General features: G+C 43.1%; 11 protein-coding genes. 7 read left to right on the top strand and 4 right to left on the bottom strand.

Annotation, left to right across the window (positions count from 1 at the left end; genetic code table 11):
* The first annotated feature begins 151 nt into the window (after nucleotides 1-151).
* The 5 genes from bamA to ACP7AA_RS00850 all read left to right on the top strand — a co-directional run bounded on the left by bamA (nucleotide 152) and on the right by ACP7AA_RS00850 (nucleotide 7,115).
* A complete protein-coding gene (bamA, locus tag ACP7AA_RS00870; protein ID WP_426222375.1) occupies nucleotides 152-2,569 on the top strand; it encodes an outer membrane protein assembly factor BamA in 2,418 nt (805 codons plus the stop codon).
* 156 nt (nucleotides 2,570-2,725) lie between these two features.
* On the top strand, nucleotides 2,726-3,742 hold the full coding sequence (lpxD, locus tag ACP7AA_RS00865) for a UDP-3-O-(3-hydroxymyristoyl)glucosamine N-acyltransferase (RefSeq protein ID WP_426222374.1): 1,017 nt from the start codon (nucleotides 2,726-2,728) through the stop codon (nucleotides 3,740-3,742).
* A gap of 154 nt (nucleotides 3,743-3,896) precedes the next feature.
* On the top strand, nucleotides 3,897-4,406 hold the full coding sequence (gene fabZ / locus ACP7AA_RS00860) for a 3-hydroxyacyl-ACP dehydratase FabZ (protein ID WP_227670482.1): 510 nt from the start codon (nucleotides 3,897-3,899) through the stop codon (nucleotides 4,404-4,406).
* Between the two features lie 220 nt (nucleotides 4,407-4,626).
* Nucleotides 4,627-5,406, top strand: coding sequence for an acyl-ACP--UDP-N-acetylglucosamine O-acyltransferase (gene lpxA / locus ACP7AA_RS00855; protein WP_201565387.1), 780 nt, complete (start codon nucleotides 4,627-4,629; stop codon nucleotides 5,404-5,406).
* A gap of 356 nt (nucleotides 5,407-5,762) precedes the next feature.
* On the top strand, nucleotides 5,763-7,115 hold the full coding sequence (locus ACP7AA_RS00850) for a sodium-dependent transporter (protein WP_201628053.1): 1,353 nt from the start codon (nucleotides 5,763-5,765) through the stop codon (nucleotides 7,113-7,115).
* A 156-nt stretch (nucleotides 7,116-7,271) separates the two neighbouring features.
* On the opposite strand, the gene tgt is transcribed toward ACP7AA_RS00850, so the two are convergent.
* Nucleotides 7,272-8,423 (bottom strand): tRNA guanosine(34) transglycosylase Tgt, encoded by a 1,152-nt coding sequence (gene tgt / locus ACP7AA_RS00845; protein ID WP_426222373.1) that lies wholly within the window; start codon nucleotides 8,421-8,423, stop codon nucleotides 7,272-7,274.
* A 282-nt stretch (nucleotides 8,424-8,705) separates the two neighbouring features.
* Between tgt and ACP7AA_RS00840 the strand changes: the two genes are divergently transcribed.
* Nucleotides 8,706-9,458 carry an SOUL family heme-binding protein gene (locus tag ACP7AA_RS00840; protein WP_426222372.1) on the top strand — a complete coding sequence of 251 codons (753 nt, stop codon included), beginning with the start codon at nucleotides 8,706-8,708 and terminating at the stop codon, nucleotides 9,456-9,458.
* 76 nt (nucleotides 9,459-9,534) lie between these two features.
* Here ACP7AA_RS00840 and asd read toward each other — a convergent pair whose 3' ends face one another.
* Nucleotides 9,535-10,668 (bottom strand): aspartate-semialdehyde dehydrogenase, encoded by a 1,134-nt coding sequence (gene asd / locus ACP7AA_RS00835; protein ID WP_426222371.1) that lies wholly within the window; start codon nucleotides 10,666-10,668, stop codon nucleotides 9,535-9,537.
* Between the two features lie 511 nt (nucleotides 10,669-11,179).
* Here asd and ACP7AA_RS00830 point away from each other — a divergent pair.
* Nucleotides 11,180-12,313 carry an endonuclease/exonuclease/phosphatase family protein gene (locus tag ACP7AA_RS00830; protein WP_426222370.1) on the top strand — a complete coding sequence of 378 codons (1,134 nt, stop codon included), beginning with the start codon at nucleotides 11,180-11,182 and terminating at the stop codon, nucleotides 12,311-12,313.
* A gap of 326 nt (nucleotides 12,314-12,639) precedes the next feature.
* Here the strand turns inward: ACP7AA_RS00830 and ACP7AA_RS00825 are convergent, their stop codons facing one another.
* On the bottom strand, nucleotides 12,640-13,299 hold the full coding sequence (locus ACP7AA_RS00825; RefSeq protein ID WP_201619794.1) for a S24 family peptidase: 660 nt from the start codon (nucleotides 13,297-13,299) through the stop codon (nucleotides 12,640-12,642).
* Between the two features lie 231 nt (nucleotides 13,300-13,530).
* Entirely contained in the window at nucleotides 13,531-14,949 is a 1,419-nt protein-coding gene (locus ACP7AA_RS00820) for a peptidylprolyl isomerase (protein ID WP_426222369.1), read from the bottom strand.
* Nucleotides 14,950-15,021: the final 72 nt, after the last annotated feature.

Genomic DNA, 15,021 nt, shown 5'->3' with positions numbered 1-15,021 from the left:
TAATTTTATTTTTTAGTTTATTTTATGATGCGTTTTATATAAAGTGTCCTGAGTCTCCCACGCTGAAGTTTACGACTTTATGCGAAATGGGCTAGACAACACGTGCTTTTTACCTTAACTTAAGCAAGTTTTTTATTGACGGATAGTGTTTATGCGTACGCCTTTATTTATGAGCGCGGCTGGGTTGCCGTTAGTTGTAGCGATGATGAGTATGCCCGTTCAGGCTGCAGAATTTGTAGTGACTGACATTGGTTTCAACGGTCTACAACGCCTAACTCCTGATAGTCTCTATCCAGTTTTACCTATTACGGTGGGTGATACGGTTAATGATAGTAATTTGGCTGCCAGTATTAAGGCGTTATATGCGACTGAAAACTTCGCCGATATTCAAAGCCGTGTCGAAGGTGGCAAGCTGCGCTTTGATGTCGTCGAGCGTCCTATCATCGCTGAAGTCAACTTTGAAGGCAATAAACTCATCCCAAAAGAAGGGCTTGAACAAGGGCTTGGTAATGCAGGCTTGTCTGTCGGTGATGTGCTGAAACAAGCCACGTTGCAAGGCGTTGCCAACGAGTTACAGCAGCAATATATCAGTCAAGGTTATTACAATAGCAATATTGAAGTCGATCAAACGTTATTAGATGGCAATCGCGTAAAACTGGATGTGCGCTTTGTTGAAGGCAAGCCTGCTAAAGTCGTCGATATCAATATTATTGGTAATAAACACTTTAGTGATGAGCAGATAAAAGACGTTTTTGCGGTAAAAGAGTCGTCATGGACGCGTCTGTTGTCTAAGTCTGATCGCTATGCCAAAGAAAAACTGGCGGCCAGTTTAGAGAATCTAAAAGCCCTTTATCAAAACGATGGCTATGTGCGCTTTTCAGTAGACAATGCCGTACTTAACATTAGCGAAGATAAAAGCAGTGTGTTTATCGAAGTCAGCTTAAGTGAAGGCGAGCAATATCAGTTTGGTGAAGTGAACTTCTTAGGTAAGCCAACCTTTGAAAACAATGAGCTAAAAGAGCTGGTTACTTTTGCACCCAATGAAAAATACTCACAAGCTAAGCTGGATGCTACAACGGCCGCCCTTAAGAGTCGTTATGGTAATGAAGGCTATTATTTAGCCCAAATCAGACCGGTCCCGCGTATCAATGATGAGACTAAGGTAGTCGACGTCGATTATTATATTGATCCTGCGCGTCCTATCTATGTTCGCCGTATCAACTTCACGGGTAATATAAAAACCCAAGATGAAGTACTGCGCCGTGAAATGCGTCAGTTAGAAGGTGCTCTTGCCTCTAGTGATAAGATTCAACTATCACGTACACGTCTGATGCGTACCGGTTTCTTTAAAGGCGTCAATGTCGATGTCAAACCAGTGCCTAATCAGCCAGACCAAGTCGATGTGAATTATACGGTTGAAGAGCAGCCTTCTGGTAGCTCAACGATTGCTGCGGGTTACTCGCAAAGTGGTGGTGTCACGTTCCAGTTAGACTTGACCCAAAACAACTTTATGGGTACTGGTAACCGTGTAAAAGCGGCACTATCACGCTCTGAGACGCGTGACTCTTATAGCTTGGGTTATACTGACCCTTATTTTACAGAAAACGGTGTTTCGCAAGGTATCAGTGCTTATTATCGTGAAACCAAGTACGATGACAGAAACGTCAGTAACTATGTCACCGATGCTTATGGTGCCACCCTGAACTATAGTTATCCTGTTGATGAAACCAAACGCGTGAGTGCGGGCTTGAACGTTGATAAAACTACTGTACGTGGTGGTAACCGTCTTGGCGTCTCAAACGTGCAGCAAATTATTGACGATGGCGGTACGTTTGAGCCCTTCAGCGGAGACTATGAAGGTCGTACTGGTTTTAAAAACGATTATCAAAGCTATAATTTACTATTTGGCTGGGATTACAGCACGCTAGATCGTCCTGTATTTCCAAATAAAGGCATGAGCCATACGGTCGATGCGACCATTGGTCTTGGTGATGCCAGTTATCAGAAACTGGTTTATCGCGGCAATATTTATCAACCTATCTATAAAGATTGGGTGGCGCGCGGTTATACCAAACTTGGCTACGGTAATGATTTACCATTCTATGAAAACTTCTATGCCGGTGGTTATGGTTCGGTACGTGGCTACGAAGCCTCAACGCTTGGGCCTAAATCGCAAAGCTACTATGATGCCGTTAGTGATCAACCAGGCTCATTGAAACCAGAAGAGATTGGTGGTAATGCGTTGGTTAGCTTTGGTACAGAACTGATTTTACCAATGCCATTTAAAGGTGATTGGGCAGATCAGGTACGTCCGGTACTGTTTGCTGAAGGCGGTCAAGTATTTGATACGACAGATAAAGAAGACCGCACCTTTGTTGATCCGGCTACTGGAGACGATACTGGTGTACCATTATTAACTCAAGACAATAAATTCCGCTTTAGTGCCGGTTTAGGTGTCACTTGGTATACGCCAATTGGTCCGATTTCTCTCAGTTATGCAGTGCCGATCGGTGACAAAGAAGGCGATGAAACTGAAAAAGTTCAGTTCCAAATTGGTAACACTTTTTAGTCCAAAGAATCTATGTAAAATCATTTAATTGTTTTAGTTTATGCAGCTAAATAAATTAATAGACAATTAAATTTTAGCAGGTCGCCAAGATGATATCTCACCTTGGCGACCATCTTATTCATACCAATACTAACAGCCACTATACTAATAACAATTATGATAACGATTGAGCAACTCATCACTCGGATTGAGCAGCGTCAGCCTGTTCTTAACAAGGGCGAACTTAGCGCTGCACAATTATGTCTAAATTTAGACGGTGTTGGTAATTTAACGACCGCCAATCCGCAGCAATTAAGTTTTTTAGCCAATCCGCACTACCTTCCTAGCTTAGCAAACAGTCAGGCAGGGGCAGTGCTGACCACGGCAGAACATCATGATAAAGTCGCCAAAACCGCCGTTGCATTAGTCGTTGCTGCGCCTTATTTGGCTTATGCCAGCGCCAGTCAACTTTTTGCTCATCAGCCATCGAAAAGCGGTATTCATCCTAGCGCCGTAATCGCTGAAAGCGCAGTGATTGGTAATGGAGTGACTATTGGGCCTTTTTGTGTCATTGGCGAAAAGGTGCAAATTGGTGACTGTAGTGCGCTTGATGCAAACGTGGTTATCGAAGCAAATACCACGATTGGCAGCGATTGTGTGCTCAAATCGCAAGTGATCATCGGACACGATTGTGTACTTGGTCATCATGTTAGATTGCATGCTGGGGTTAGCGTAGGGGCTGAAGGTTTCGGCTTTGCCCCTACGAGCAACCCTAGTACTACTGGTTGGGAGCGTATTGCTCAGCTAGGACGTGTGGTGATTGGCAATCATGTGCGGATTGGGAGCCAAACCTGTATCGATCGCGGCGCTATTGATGATACGGTGATTGGCAATCATGTTATTATTGACAACCTTGTACAAGTCGCCCATAACGTGCGTATCGGTGATGGTACCGCCATCGCGGCGCAAACTGGTATCGCAGGTAGTACGACGATTGGCAAGCGCTGCATTATAGGGGGCGCTGTTGGCATTACTGGTCACATTGACATTACTGATGATGTGACATTATCTGGCATGACCATGGTGACCAAATCCATCACAAAGGCGGGCTCATACTCTTCTGGAACAGCCGCCATGCCGACTGCCAATTGGCGGCGCGCAGCGGTACGTTTTCGCCAGCTTGGTCGTGACTAATCCAGCATGACCGGTACAGCATGACTAGCAAAGCGTAATTAATACCTGACAATGAATGCTTAATTAACACGACAATCAATTATTTATAAAGTTTAAAAACACAGCAACGCTTAAAGACAAAGTAAAGCTTAGCATATAGCAAGGAAGCCCCATTATGAGCATAACTGATATTGATAGACCTACTGATGAAGACATCAAAAGTTTGGCGGAACAAGGTTTAACATTACCCTTAACCTACCATACCCTAAAGCATTATCTGCCGCATCGTTATCCATTTATGCTGGTCGATCGGGTGATATCTTGTACCCCTGGTGAATGTATTACCGGTATCAAAAATGTGACCATTAACGAAGAGTTTTTTAATGGGCATTTTCCTGATGAGCCGATTATGCCAGGTGTCTTGATGGTTGAGTCGATGGCGCAGGTATCCGGTGTTCTTGGTTTTATCAGCGCCGGTTTGACGGCAGAAGATGGTTATCTGTATCTGTTTGCCGGGGTGGATAAAGTGCGTTTTAAGCGCCGTGTTATCCCTGGTGACCAGCTGATTATCCGTGCCAAAACCGTGATGCAAAAGCAGGGTATTTATAAGTTTGATTGTACCGTCCACGTCGAAGATGAGCTTGCTGCTAGCGCTCAGATTATGATTGCACGTCAGGAACAATAAAGTATTTCTATAGACGTTGCGCAGCGGGTCGGTGAGATTTTTTAGACCTGCTGGCTGCCGCGAATAGTAAAGATTAGCGTTATATTTATATTTTAGACAGAATAATAGTTTTAGACACAGTGTTTTTTAAACAGAGCTGGTATTAGGGTGATTATTAACGCTAAACTGTCTGTATTTGTTTTACCATTTACTCGCATCAGATGATACAAAGGCCCTCATTATGAGTCAGATCCATCCAACAGCACTCATCTCACCGTCCGCTAAGATTGATGAAACTGCCACCATTGGTCCTTATTGTATTGTCGGTGATGAAGTTTCCATTGGCGCCCATACGGTTTTACACCGTCATGTGGTCGTGGCACGACTGACGCGTATCGGTGCGTACAATCAGTTTTATCAGTTTGCCAGCATCGGTGAAGACCCGCAGGATTTAAAGTACGCTGGTGAGCGTACGTGGCTTGAGATTGGCGATCATAATACCATTCGTGAGGCCTGTAGCTTACACCGTGGTACTGAACAAGACGGCGGCTTGACTAAGATTGGCAATCATAATCTTTTGATGGTCAATACCCATATTGCCCATGATTGCTTAATTGGCGACCATAATGTGTTGGCCAATAACGTCGGCATTGCAGGCCATGTGACCATTGGTAATCATACGATTATCGGTGGTAATTCTGGTATTCATCAGTTTTGTACCGTTGATGATTATAGCTTGGTGGGTGGCGCAAGTCTTATTCTAAAGGACGTGGCTGCTTTTACCATGGTATCTGGCAATCCTGCGAAAGCACATGGTCTAAATGTCGAAGGTATGCGCCGTAAAGACTGGTCTAAAGAGACGATTGATGTCTTGCGTCAAGCATACCGTACTGTCTATCGTTCAGGCTTAACGACGGCTCAAGCGCTAGAGATTTTGAAAGAAGAGCTGTTACCACAAGAACCAAAAATTGCATTGCTAATCGATTCGCTGCAAAAAAGTCGCCGCGGCGTTGTGCGTTAATATCATTTAACTAAATATATAAGCAATAGCTGAGACCAATATCAAGCAGCCATATAAAAAACATGCTGCAACTTACATCTTACATATAAGCCTGAAACCGGTAAACTCTTGTAAGTTGTTCTTAAAAATATAAAAAGCCATAACTAATAGTTATGGCTTTTTATATTTATCGCTACTTGACTTTTTTGGTTGCTTAGCAGAAACTGAGCGTTTACGATATTGTAAACAATTCTTTCATAATGTTGCTAGACGTGTCACATTGACCCGTTAATTAAATTACCGCATAAAATAGGGGGTGATTTATAATAATCAAGGAAGATTATAAGTAGCATTAATTGAGGCATGAGGAAGGCAAAATGGCTATTAATAAACAAGAACATGCTCAGTGGAGCTCAAGTTTTGGCTTCGTACTGGCAGCAGTAGGATCGGCAGTTGGTTTAGGAAATATCTGGAAGTTTCCCTATATGGTTGGGGAGAGCGGTGGTTCAGCTTTTGTTATCGCCTATTTATTTTGTCTTGCCCTTATTGGTTTTCCAATTTTGGTTGCAGAATGGTTGATTGGTCGCCGCGGGCAAAAAAACCCTATCAATACGTTTTCTGACGTTGCGGCAAGCGAAGGCAAATCGCGCAGTTGGGGTATTGTCGGTGCGACTGGTATCTTAGGTGGTTTTTTAATTCTATCGTTTTATAGTGTCATCGGTGGTTGGGCGCTTAACTATATCACCAAAGTTGGTTCAGGAAGCTTTGCGGGTCAAGATAGTGACTCTGTCGCTGCAACCTTTGATGCGATGTTGGCGTCAGCGGGCACCCTAACTATCTGGCATACGGTTTTCATGGTCATTACCGCCTTGATTGTTGGTGTGGGTGTGACGAAAGGTATTGAAAACACCGCCAAAGTTCTCATGCCATTATTGGGTGTGATCTTATTCGTTATCGTCGGTTATAACGTCATGAACGGCGGTTTTGGTGAAGCGGTTAATTATCTGTTTGCTCCAGACCTTAGTAAGTTAAATGCCGACGTCATGCTAGCGGCACTTGGACATGCTTTCTTTACGCTGTCTATCGGCATGGGTATTATGGTAGCTTATGGCTCTTATCTGGGTCGTGATGTCAATCTATTAAGCACCGCGCGTACGGTGGTAATTTTAGATACCGTGATTGCCTTGGCTGCTGGTTTGGCCATTTTCCCAATCATCTTTAACAATGGTCTTGATCCTGCTTCAGGCCCTGGTCTTATCTTTGTCAGTCTGCCAATCGCGTTTGGTAGCATGGGTGCTGGTGCCGTCATTGGTACATTGTTCTTCTTATTAATTACCTTTGCCGCCGTGACCTCATCAATTTCGTTACTTGAGCCAACGGTTGAGCTTTTAGAAGAGCGTACGCCAATGAGCCGTACGGTATCGACCATCGTGGCCAGTATTGCGGTTTGGTTACTAGGTATCGCAGCCTTGTTGTCATTTAACTTATGGGCTGACTTTACCATTATGGGTAATGGTATTTTTGATGTGCTAGACAAACTGACCAGTAAATTCATGTTGCCTTTGACCGGTCTTGCGGCGATCATCTTTGTCGGTTGGCAAATGGATCAGCGCAGCATCCAGCAAGAGCTTGGATTGTCGAATTTCACTTGGCAGTTATGGCAAATCGTTGCTAAATTCATTGCGCCTATCGCGGTAATCATCGTTTTTGTAACGACTCTAATGAGCTAATGGATAGACTTTCTCTTACTTATTAATAGTATTAGTATTTCAGGTAATAAAAATTTCAGCTAAACAAAAAGGGCTTAAGATTAATCTTAAGCCCTTTTTGTATGTTAATTAATCTATTTAATGGTTGTTAAATGCATCGAATAGTCCTAACAACGCCTAACGTAAATTAAGTTCAGGAACCGTTTGTCCGCGTTTGCTATAGAACTCATTCACGAATTCATCAAAGGTATCTTGTTCAATCGCGTCTCTGATACCTTGCATCAAGCGTTGGTAGTAACGTAAGTTATGAATGGTCGCCAATTGCGCACCTAGCATCTCTTTACATTTATTAAGATGTGATAAGTAAGCACGGCTAAAGTTTTGGCAAGTATAGCAATCGCATTCAGGGTCTAATGGGCCTTCATCAGTGCGATATTGGCTGTTGCGTATACGTACCACGCCTGCGTTTTCAGCGTCGCCTGCGACAAAGTAATGACCATTACGCGCGTTACGGGTCGGCATGACGCAGTCGAACATATCGACGCCGCGGCGTACGCCTTCAACGAGGTCTTCAGGCTTACCAACACCCATCAAATAGCGCGGCTTGTCAGCTGGCATATCATCTGCAATATAATCTAAAACGTCTATCATCTCTTCTTTTGGCTCGCCAACAGACAAACCACCGATGGCATAACCATCAAAGCCAATGTTAAGCAGACCTTCGAGAGATTGCTTACGTAAATCGGCATACATACTGCCTTGGATGATGCCAAATAACGCATTGGTATTGCCAAGTTTATTATGCTCATCAACGCAGCGCTGTCCCCAGCGTAGTGATAACTCTAGAGATTTTTTCGCCTCATCATGAGTAGCAGGATAGGGCGTACACTCATCGAACTGCATGACGATATCTGAGTTCAAGCTATATTGAATCTGCATCGATTTTTCTGGCGATAAAAATACTTTTGCGCCATCAATAGGCGATTTAAAGTTAACGCCTTCTTCGGTAATTTTACGCATCGCACCCAGACTGAATACTTGGAATCCGCCTGAATCAGTAAGGATAGGTTTATCCCAATGCATAAATTTATGCAGACCACCAAATTTATCAATGATATCCGTACCGGGACGCAGCCATAAATGAAAAGTATTGCCCAAGATAATATCTGCGCCAATCGCTTCGATATCACGAGGTAACATACCTTTAACGGTACCGTAAGTACCTACAGGCATAAAGGCTGGCGTTTGTACATCGCCATGATTGAGATGAACCGTACCACGGCGCGCACGCGTGATGCCGCTGGCCGTTTTATGTAAGACAAATTGCATAAGTTAACCGCTATTTAAGCTAAGAAAATAGCGCCAATTATAGCATTGTTAGGCATTTTTTTGGACATCGATATTTAAGGTAGCGTCAATTTGAATAGATAGCAAAAGAAGCTATAAAATAGCCTAAGCATATTTAAAGTTAATTTAAAAGATTAATCTTTTTTATTGCCACGCTATAACCAAAAGACACAGACAGTTCTGCCAAGATATTGCTACAGTAAATAAAGAGCTGCTGCAAATTAAATAGTATTGAAGCCTATTTTTGCACGGCGGAGAAATAGTATGAGCAAAGCAACCTACCTATCATCGAAACATTCGCTTTTAAATGGAATGGTATTAAATAGAACGCTATTAAATAGAACGCTATTAAATGGCGTGTTATTAACCAGTACATTATTGCTACCAGGAGCAGCTATGGCAACCGAAGAGCCAAAGTATACGATTTTGTCGCAAACAGATGAGTTTGAATTGCGTCGTTACGGTGAGCAGTTGGCAGCACAGACTTGGGTATCTGGTGACCAAAATGAGGCCAGTCGTAAAGGGTTTAAGATATTAGCGGACTATATCTTTGGTAATAATACGGCATCAAACGGGGAGAGTAGTAAAATCAGTATGACAGCACCCGTCGCCATGAAGTTTGAAGCAAAGCAATCTGATACTAAGAAAAATGGCGCGTCACAAAAAATTGCGATGACAGCACCTGTGTCTATTAAACAAGAGCACCAGCAACAGACTGATGATAAATGGCGCGTACAATTTACCATGCCAAGCCAATACACTATGCAAACGCTACCCAAACCTAACAATCCAAATATCGAAATTGTAGAAGTGCCAGCGCAAACTTATGGCGTTATTAAGTTTTCAGGATTGGCGGGTGCTGAAAAAGTTGAGGCTAAAACTGAGGAGTTGCAATCTTGGATGCAGGCGCAAAAATTAACCATAACAGGTACACCTGAGTTGGCACGTTACAATCCACCTTGGACACTACCGTTTCTGCGCCGCAACGAAGTGATGATTGCTTATCAGTCCAAATGACCCATTAATAACAAAAATGACTCAAAAAAAAGACAGCAAGCGCTGTCTTTTTCTATTTAAGCTTAAGCCAGTTAATTTAGCTGTTTTGCTCGCGGATGATATTTAGCATACGGCGTAATGGCTCAGCTGCGCCCCATAACAACTGGTCGCCGACAGTGAACGCGCCTAGATATTCAGGACCCATATTAAGCTTACGCAGGCGTCCTAATGCGACCGTCAAAGTACCGGTCACGGCTACAGGTGTCAAACGGTTGATAGTCGCTTCTTTATCGTCTTCGACCACGTCTAACCACTGATTACCGCTGTTTTTCAATGCCGCTTCGATTTCTTCTAGCGGGATGTCTTTTTTAAGTTTAATCGTTAAACCTTGAGCATGACAGCGCATGGCACCCACGCGGACACACATACCGTCGATGGCAATCTTATCTGCTTCAGAATTACCAAGGATTTTATTGGTTTCAACGCCGCCTTTCCATTCTTCACGTGACTGTTTGTTTTCTAGCTGCGCGTCGATATAAGGGATCAAGCTACCTGCTAGTGGTACGCCAAAGTATTGCTTTGGAAAGTTATCTGAGCGCTGAGTTTGGGCGATTTTTTTATCAATCTCAAGGATGGCGCTGGCAGGATTGGCAAGCTCATCTTTAACGGCATCATGGAGTACGCCCATGCCTTCGATTAACTCGCGCATGTTGTTGGCACCAGAACCACTTGCTGCTTGATAGGTCATGGCGCTGACCCATTCGACCCAGCCTTTATTAAATAACTCACCAATCGCCATGAGCATCAGTGATACGGTGCAGTTACCACCGATAAAGTCTTTTTTACCATTTGCCAGCGCACTATCGATGACACTGCGGTTGACGGGGTCAAGAATAATGATGCTGTCGTCTTCCATGCGTAAGGTGCTTGCCGCATCAATCCAGTAACCAGTCCAGCCGCTATCGCGGAGTGGTTGATGTACTTTTGAGGTGTAGTCGCCACCTTGGCAGGTAATAATCACATCACAATCAGCAAGTGCTGCAATATCATGAGCATCTTTTAGTTGGCTGGTCTTGATACCATCAAAGCTTGGTGCGTCGCCGCCGGCGTTACTGGTTGAAAAAAACACCGGCGTCATACCGTCAAAGTCTTTTTCTTCACGCATACGTTGTATCAATACTGACCCGACCATACCGCGCCAGCCTACCAAGCCTACTGTTAAATTACTCATGAAACTTAATCCTTTTTACAATAAATTGTTGCATCGCCAACCAATAACAATGCCGTGAATAGCCCCAAAAAGCAAGGTTTTTTAGAGAATTTCCAGTGTTTTATAGACACTGGGTATGATGTTCACTATCACGCTGAGTGATAATTATAAATATAATTGCAATAAGGCTTGTCGCTTATTATGCAGCGAACTATTTATGACAATAATTGTTTAGCAAAGTGGCCATTTATCAAGCCCTTTAGATTGTAACTTTTTATAGTGGCTATAGCGTAATTTATGTTCAATAGTAGGCGTTGGACTTCTGAAATGCTAAAGTAAGCAGCTATTACTCAACTTGATATTAGATTTTTGCTATGCGCAGTTTGGGTAGTGGCGATTTAGGCAGCAACAATTTAGATAACAAGGGTTTAGACACCAACAAATTGAATCCGGTCACTGTCAGTTAGTGCAAACTGTTAATTAATACCATCATTGGCTTCACCATTCATTTAAGAAACGGTCGATACACATTATGGATTTCTCCCTATTATATTATGGCGCACAGTGGTTAGCGGGGCTAATTGCATTTGTTACCATTTGGGGCTGGCTACCACTTGATAATTGGTGGGTGCGCGGCGTTGAGTTTCCTCGTATCCAAATCATGATATTGGGCATCATTGCATGGGTCGGTATGCTGGTATTTGGCGCGGAATGGCAGCTTGGGCAGTGGCTGCTATTTATCGTTTTGAGCATCACTTTGGCCTTTCAGCTGCGTATGGTATTGCCCTATACCAAACTGTGGAAAAAAGAAGTAAAAAATGCCAAAGATAAGCCGGAAGTTGATGAGTGTCAGTTAAAAATCATGGTTTCAAATGTGTTGACCCCTAATGATGAGACCCAAAAACTGGTTGATTTGGTCAAAGACAAACAGCCTGATATCTTAATAACTTTAGAAACCGATAAAAAATGGCAAACAGCCCTCAATCAAATTGAAGCAGATTATCCTTATACGGTAAAAGTACCGTTAGACAATCTGTATGGGATGCACCTGTACTCCAAGCTTGAGCTGATAAATCCCGAAGTGAAGTATTTGATCATAGAAGACATACCCTCTATTCACACCCAGATGCGCTTGCAAGGCGGACAAATCATTTGGTTATACTGCTTACACCCTATGCCACCCAGTCCGACAGAAGCGGATAAATCTACGACTCGCGATGCCGAGCTACTGATGGTTGGAAAACATATCAAAGAGAATAACCAAACCGCTATATTGGCGGGTGATTTAAATGATGTTGCTTGGTCAAAAACTACCCGCCGTTTTCAGCGTATCTCAGGCTTGTTAGATCCGCGTATCGGACGCCATTTTATCAATACCTTTCATGTTAAGTACCCATTTTTACGCTGGGCATTAGACCATATTTTCCACAGTGCGTGCTTTACCGTGGTCGATATCAAGCGCATGCCGTCTATCGGCTCTGATCATTTTCCAGTGATGACGACACTACAATATGAGCCAGAGCAGGCGAGTAAACAAGAAAGCAATGCGCCTACCGAAAAAGCAGAAGATGTTAAAGAGGCAAAAAATACCATCGAAGCAGGCAAGAAAGAGGGCTGCAAAGTATCAAAAGAGCACGCAGAAGCCGAAGAAAAGAGCGATTGCTAAGATGGTTCAAGTACTTTTATAAAGGGCTCGGATTAAACGATTGCGACGTAAGCAAATGCTTACGCTAAATAAGGTCATTAGCCTCTATGCGTTCTCAATCAATTGGCCTAGAATACAACCATCAACACAAGGATACGCAAGGATGTAGTGTTGAGGCAGTACTAATAAAAGCACAGGTCAGCCCGCTGTCTTATAGAGTACTGTTTGTGACTTAGGATGAGTCAACACGGAAGAGATAATAACAATAATATGAAACGCCATAGCCCTGAACCCATCGCCCTAGGTTCGGGGCTTTTCTTTGCCTATAACTCAATAGTTTTGTATTGTCAGTTTCTATAGCGCACCAATTTACTGTCAACGATTCCCACCAGTAAACATGTATCCATAGATACCATTGCTTCAGTTGCCCAATCTGGATTAATCAGCTTAAGATATCTATCATCTTGGTTATTACCTATAATGAGTTGCTTTAAGATGGGCGACTTACCATCATCGTCCTGAATAATAATAAAGTCACCGTCTCTTAAGTCTTTCGACGTGATTTCAGGTTCGATATAAATAATGTCATTCGGCTTAAATTCAGGATACATACTTCTACCGTGTATTACTAATCCAAATGCTTGTTTAGACAAATGCTGATGCCTAGGAATCCATGATATTATGTTGTTCATAATTATGGAATCATTATAAGTGTTGGCTGTATCCCATCTGATGACTGGAATCATTGTTTCTGCTATTTCTGTTATAGGTAGTAATTTATCTGCTTCATAACTGTTGTTAGTAGCTTCGCTACCAGATATCAGCCAATCTGTATGGCAGTGTAAAAAAGAAGCGAGTTTAGTAGCATACATACCTGAGGGTTTCGTATCACCTTTGATCCAACTAGATATGGTTGCTTTACCAGCACCTGTGGCTCTTCTAATATCTGCTTGTGTAACTTTAAGATCAGACATTCTACTTATAATTCTATCTGCTGTATGGTTCATAGATAATCACTTTGGTTTTTGATGCTTGAATAATACTGTCGTTCATTCTTGATTCATTAAATTGACTATTAACAAACGGCTACTATTTAGATAGCCAAAAAGACAATAATAGGGAATTAAAGATGATGAAATATAATATAAGTTTTTATGGCATTAAAAAGGGCATATGCATTGACATATACCCTTTCTTTATAAAGCACTTTAACTAATACTTGATTAACTTAATCCTAACTAACCAAGTACCTGAATGTAGGCGCCGGCACGCAATTCTTGTAGCCAGTCTTCTTTGGCTTGTGGGGCAAGGCGCTGATATAGCGCTTGGCGTGCCATATTACGACGATACTCATCGCTGACATCTTGTTGACGCTTACCTTCGACTTTTAAGATATGCCAGCCAAATTGCGTTTTGAATGGTGCAGAATAATCGCCGACCGCAGTATTTTTCATCATCGCTTCAAACGGACCAATCATTTGCTCTTCACCAACCCAATCCAAATCGCCACCGCGTCCTGCTGAGCCGGGATCATCTGAATAAGTCGAGGCTAGACTAGCAAAGTCAGCGCCATTACGTAATTGAGCATAGAGGTCATTGATTTTTTGTTCAGCAAGGGCATCCGTTTGCAGCTCATCGACTTTGACTAAAATATGACGGGTATTCCATTGCGGTACTAGCATGGTATCACTGGATTTTTTATCAGCCAGTTTGATGATATCAATGCCTTCAGGCGTGATTAAAGGCGCACTCACAGCACCGACCTCAAGTTTGGTGATTTCGCTTGCCAGTTCAGTCGGTAAGGCTGCCGCTTTATGAAAGCCCATATCGCCACCCTGCAACTGAATAGGATAGCTGCCTTGGCTTGCTGCGATAGCTTCCGTCACATCAGCATTTGGTGCTTGCAGGCGTGTACGTAGACGCTGCGCGACTTTTAATGCCTCATTACGTTGAGCTTCTGACAAGCGGCTATAGTCATCCATATAGGGGATACGCACATGGACAGTTTGATATTCGCTTTGACTTAAGCGCTTGGCTTCAGGAGATGCCAAAAATGCATCGATATCTTGTTCACTGATACGTACACGGCTAGATATTTGGCGTTGTTGCAAGGCTTGGATAGCGGCATCTTCAATCAATTGCGCGCGTAAGGTGGCATAGCTGCCCGGTTTTGCAGCGTCTAAACGTTGCTGCAGCGCACCAATGCTATTAAGTCCTTCCGCTTGGGCGATTTGAGCCAAGCGTTGATTGATCGCGGCTTCATCAGGATTTAAGCCAACACGTTTGACCAAAGATAACTGTAATTCGCGCAAGATAAGAGCGTTCAACACTTCAGACTGTAGCTGTGCTGAATTGGCAATCGGTTCACCAGCCGCTTGAGCACGTGCTTGGGTTTGCGCGATAGCAGCGATTAAATCACTTTTTAAAATAGCATTTTCATTAACCAATGCAATGATGCCGTCTGTACTATTGGCAGGCGTCAAACGGTTCACGCTATTTTGTCCAGCTGCGGCATTTGTTTGAGCTGCTTGGGAGGCTTGTGCTTTTGCAGGCTTCACGGTTGCTGCTTGTGCGCTAAAACTTAGGGCAATAGCGCCAGTCATAGTCATAGAAAGCAATACAGCTCGGCTAGTTTGACCTAAAGAAAAAAATCTCATGATGCTCCTCATCAATGTCATTGCATCGGATGGTAATCGGTTAAGCCTCTTGACGATACTTTGAATATTCAA

The organism is Psychrobacter sp. DWR1-2-3 (assembly GCF_049896465.1).
Taxonomy (GTDB): Bacteria; Pseudomonadota; Gammaproteobacteria; order Pseudomonadales; family Moraxellaceae; genus Psychrobacter; species Psychrobacter maritimus.
Note: the sequence above shows the minus strand (reverse complement) of the source record. Positions and strands in the feature narration are given on the sequence as shown.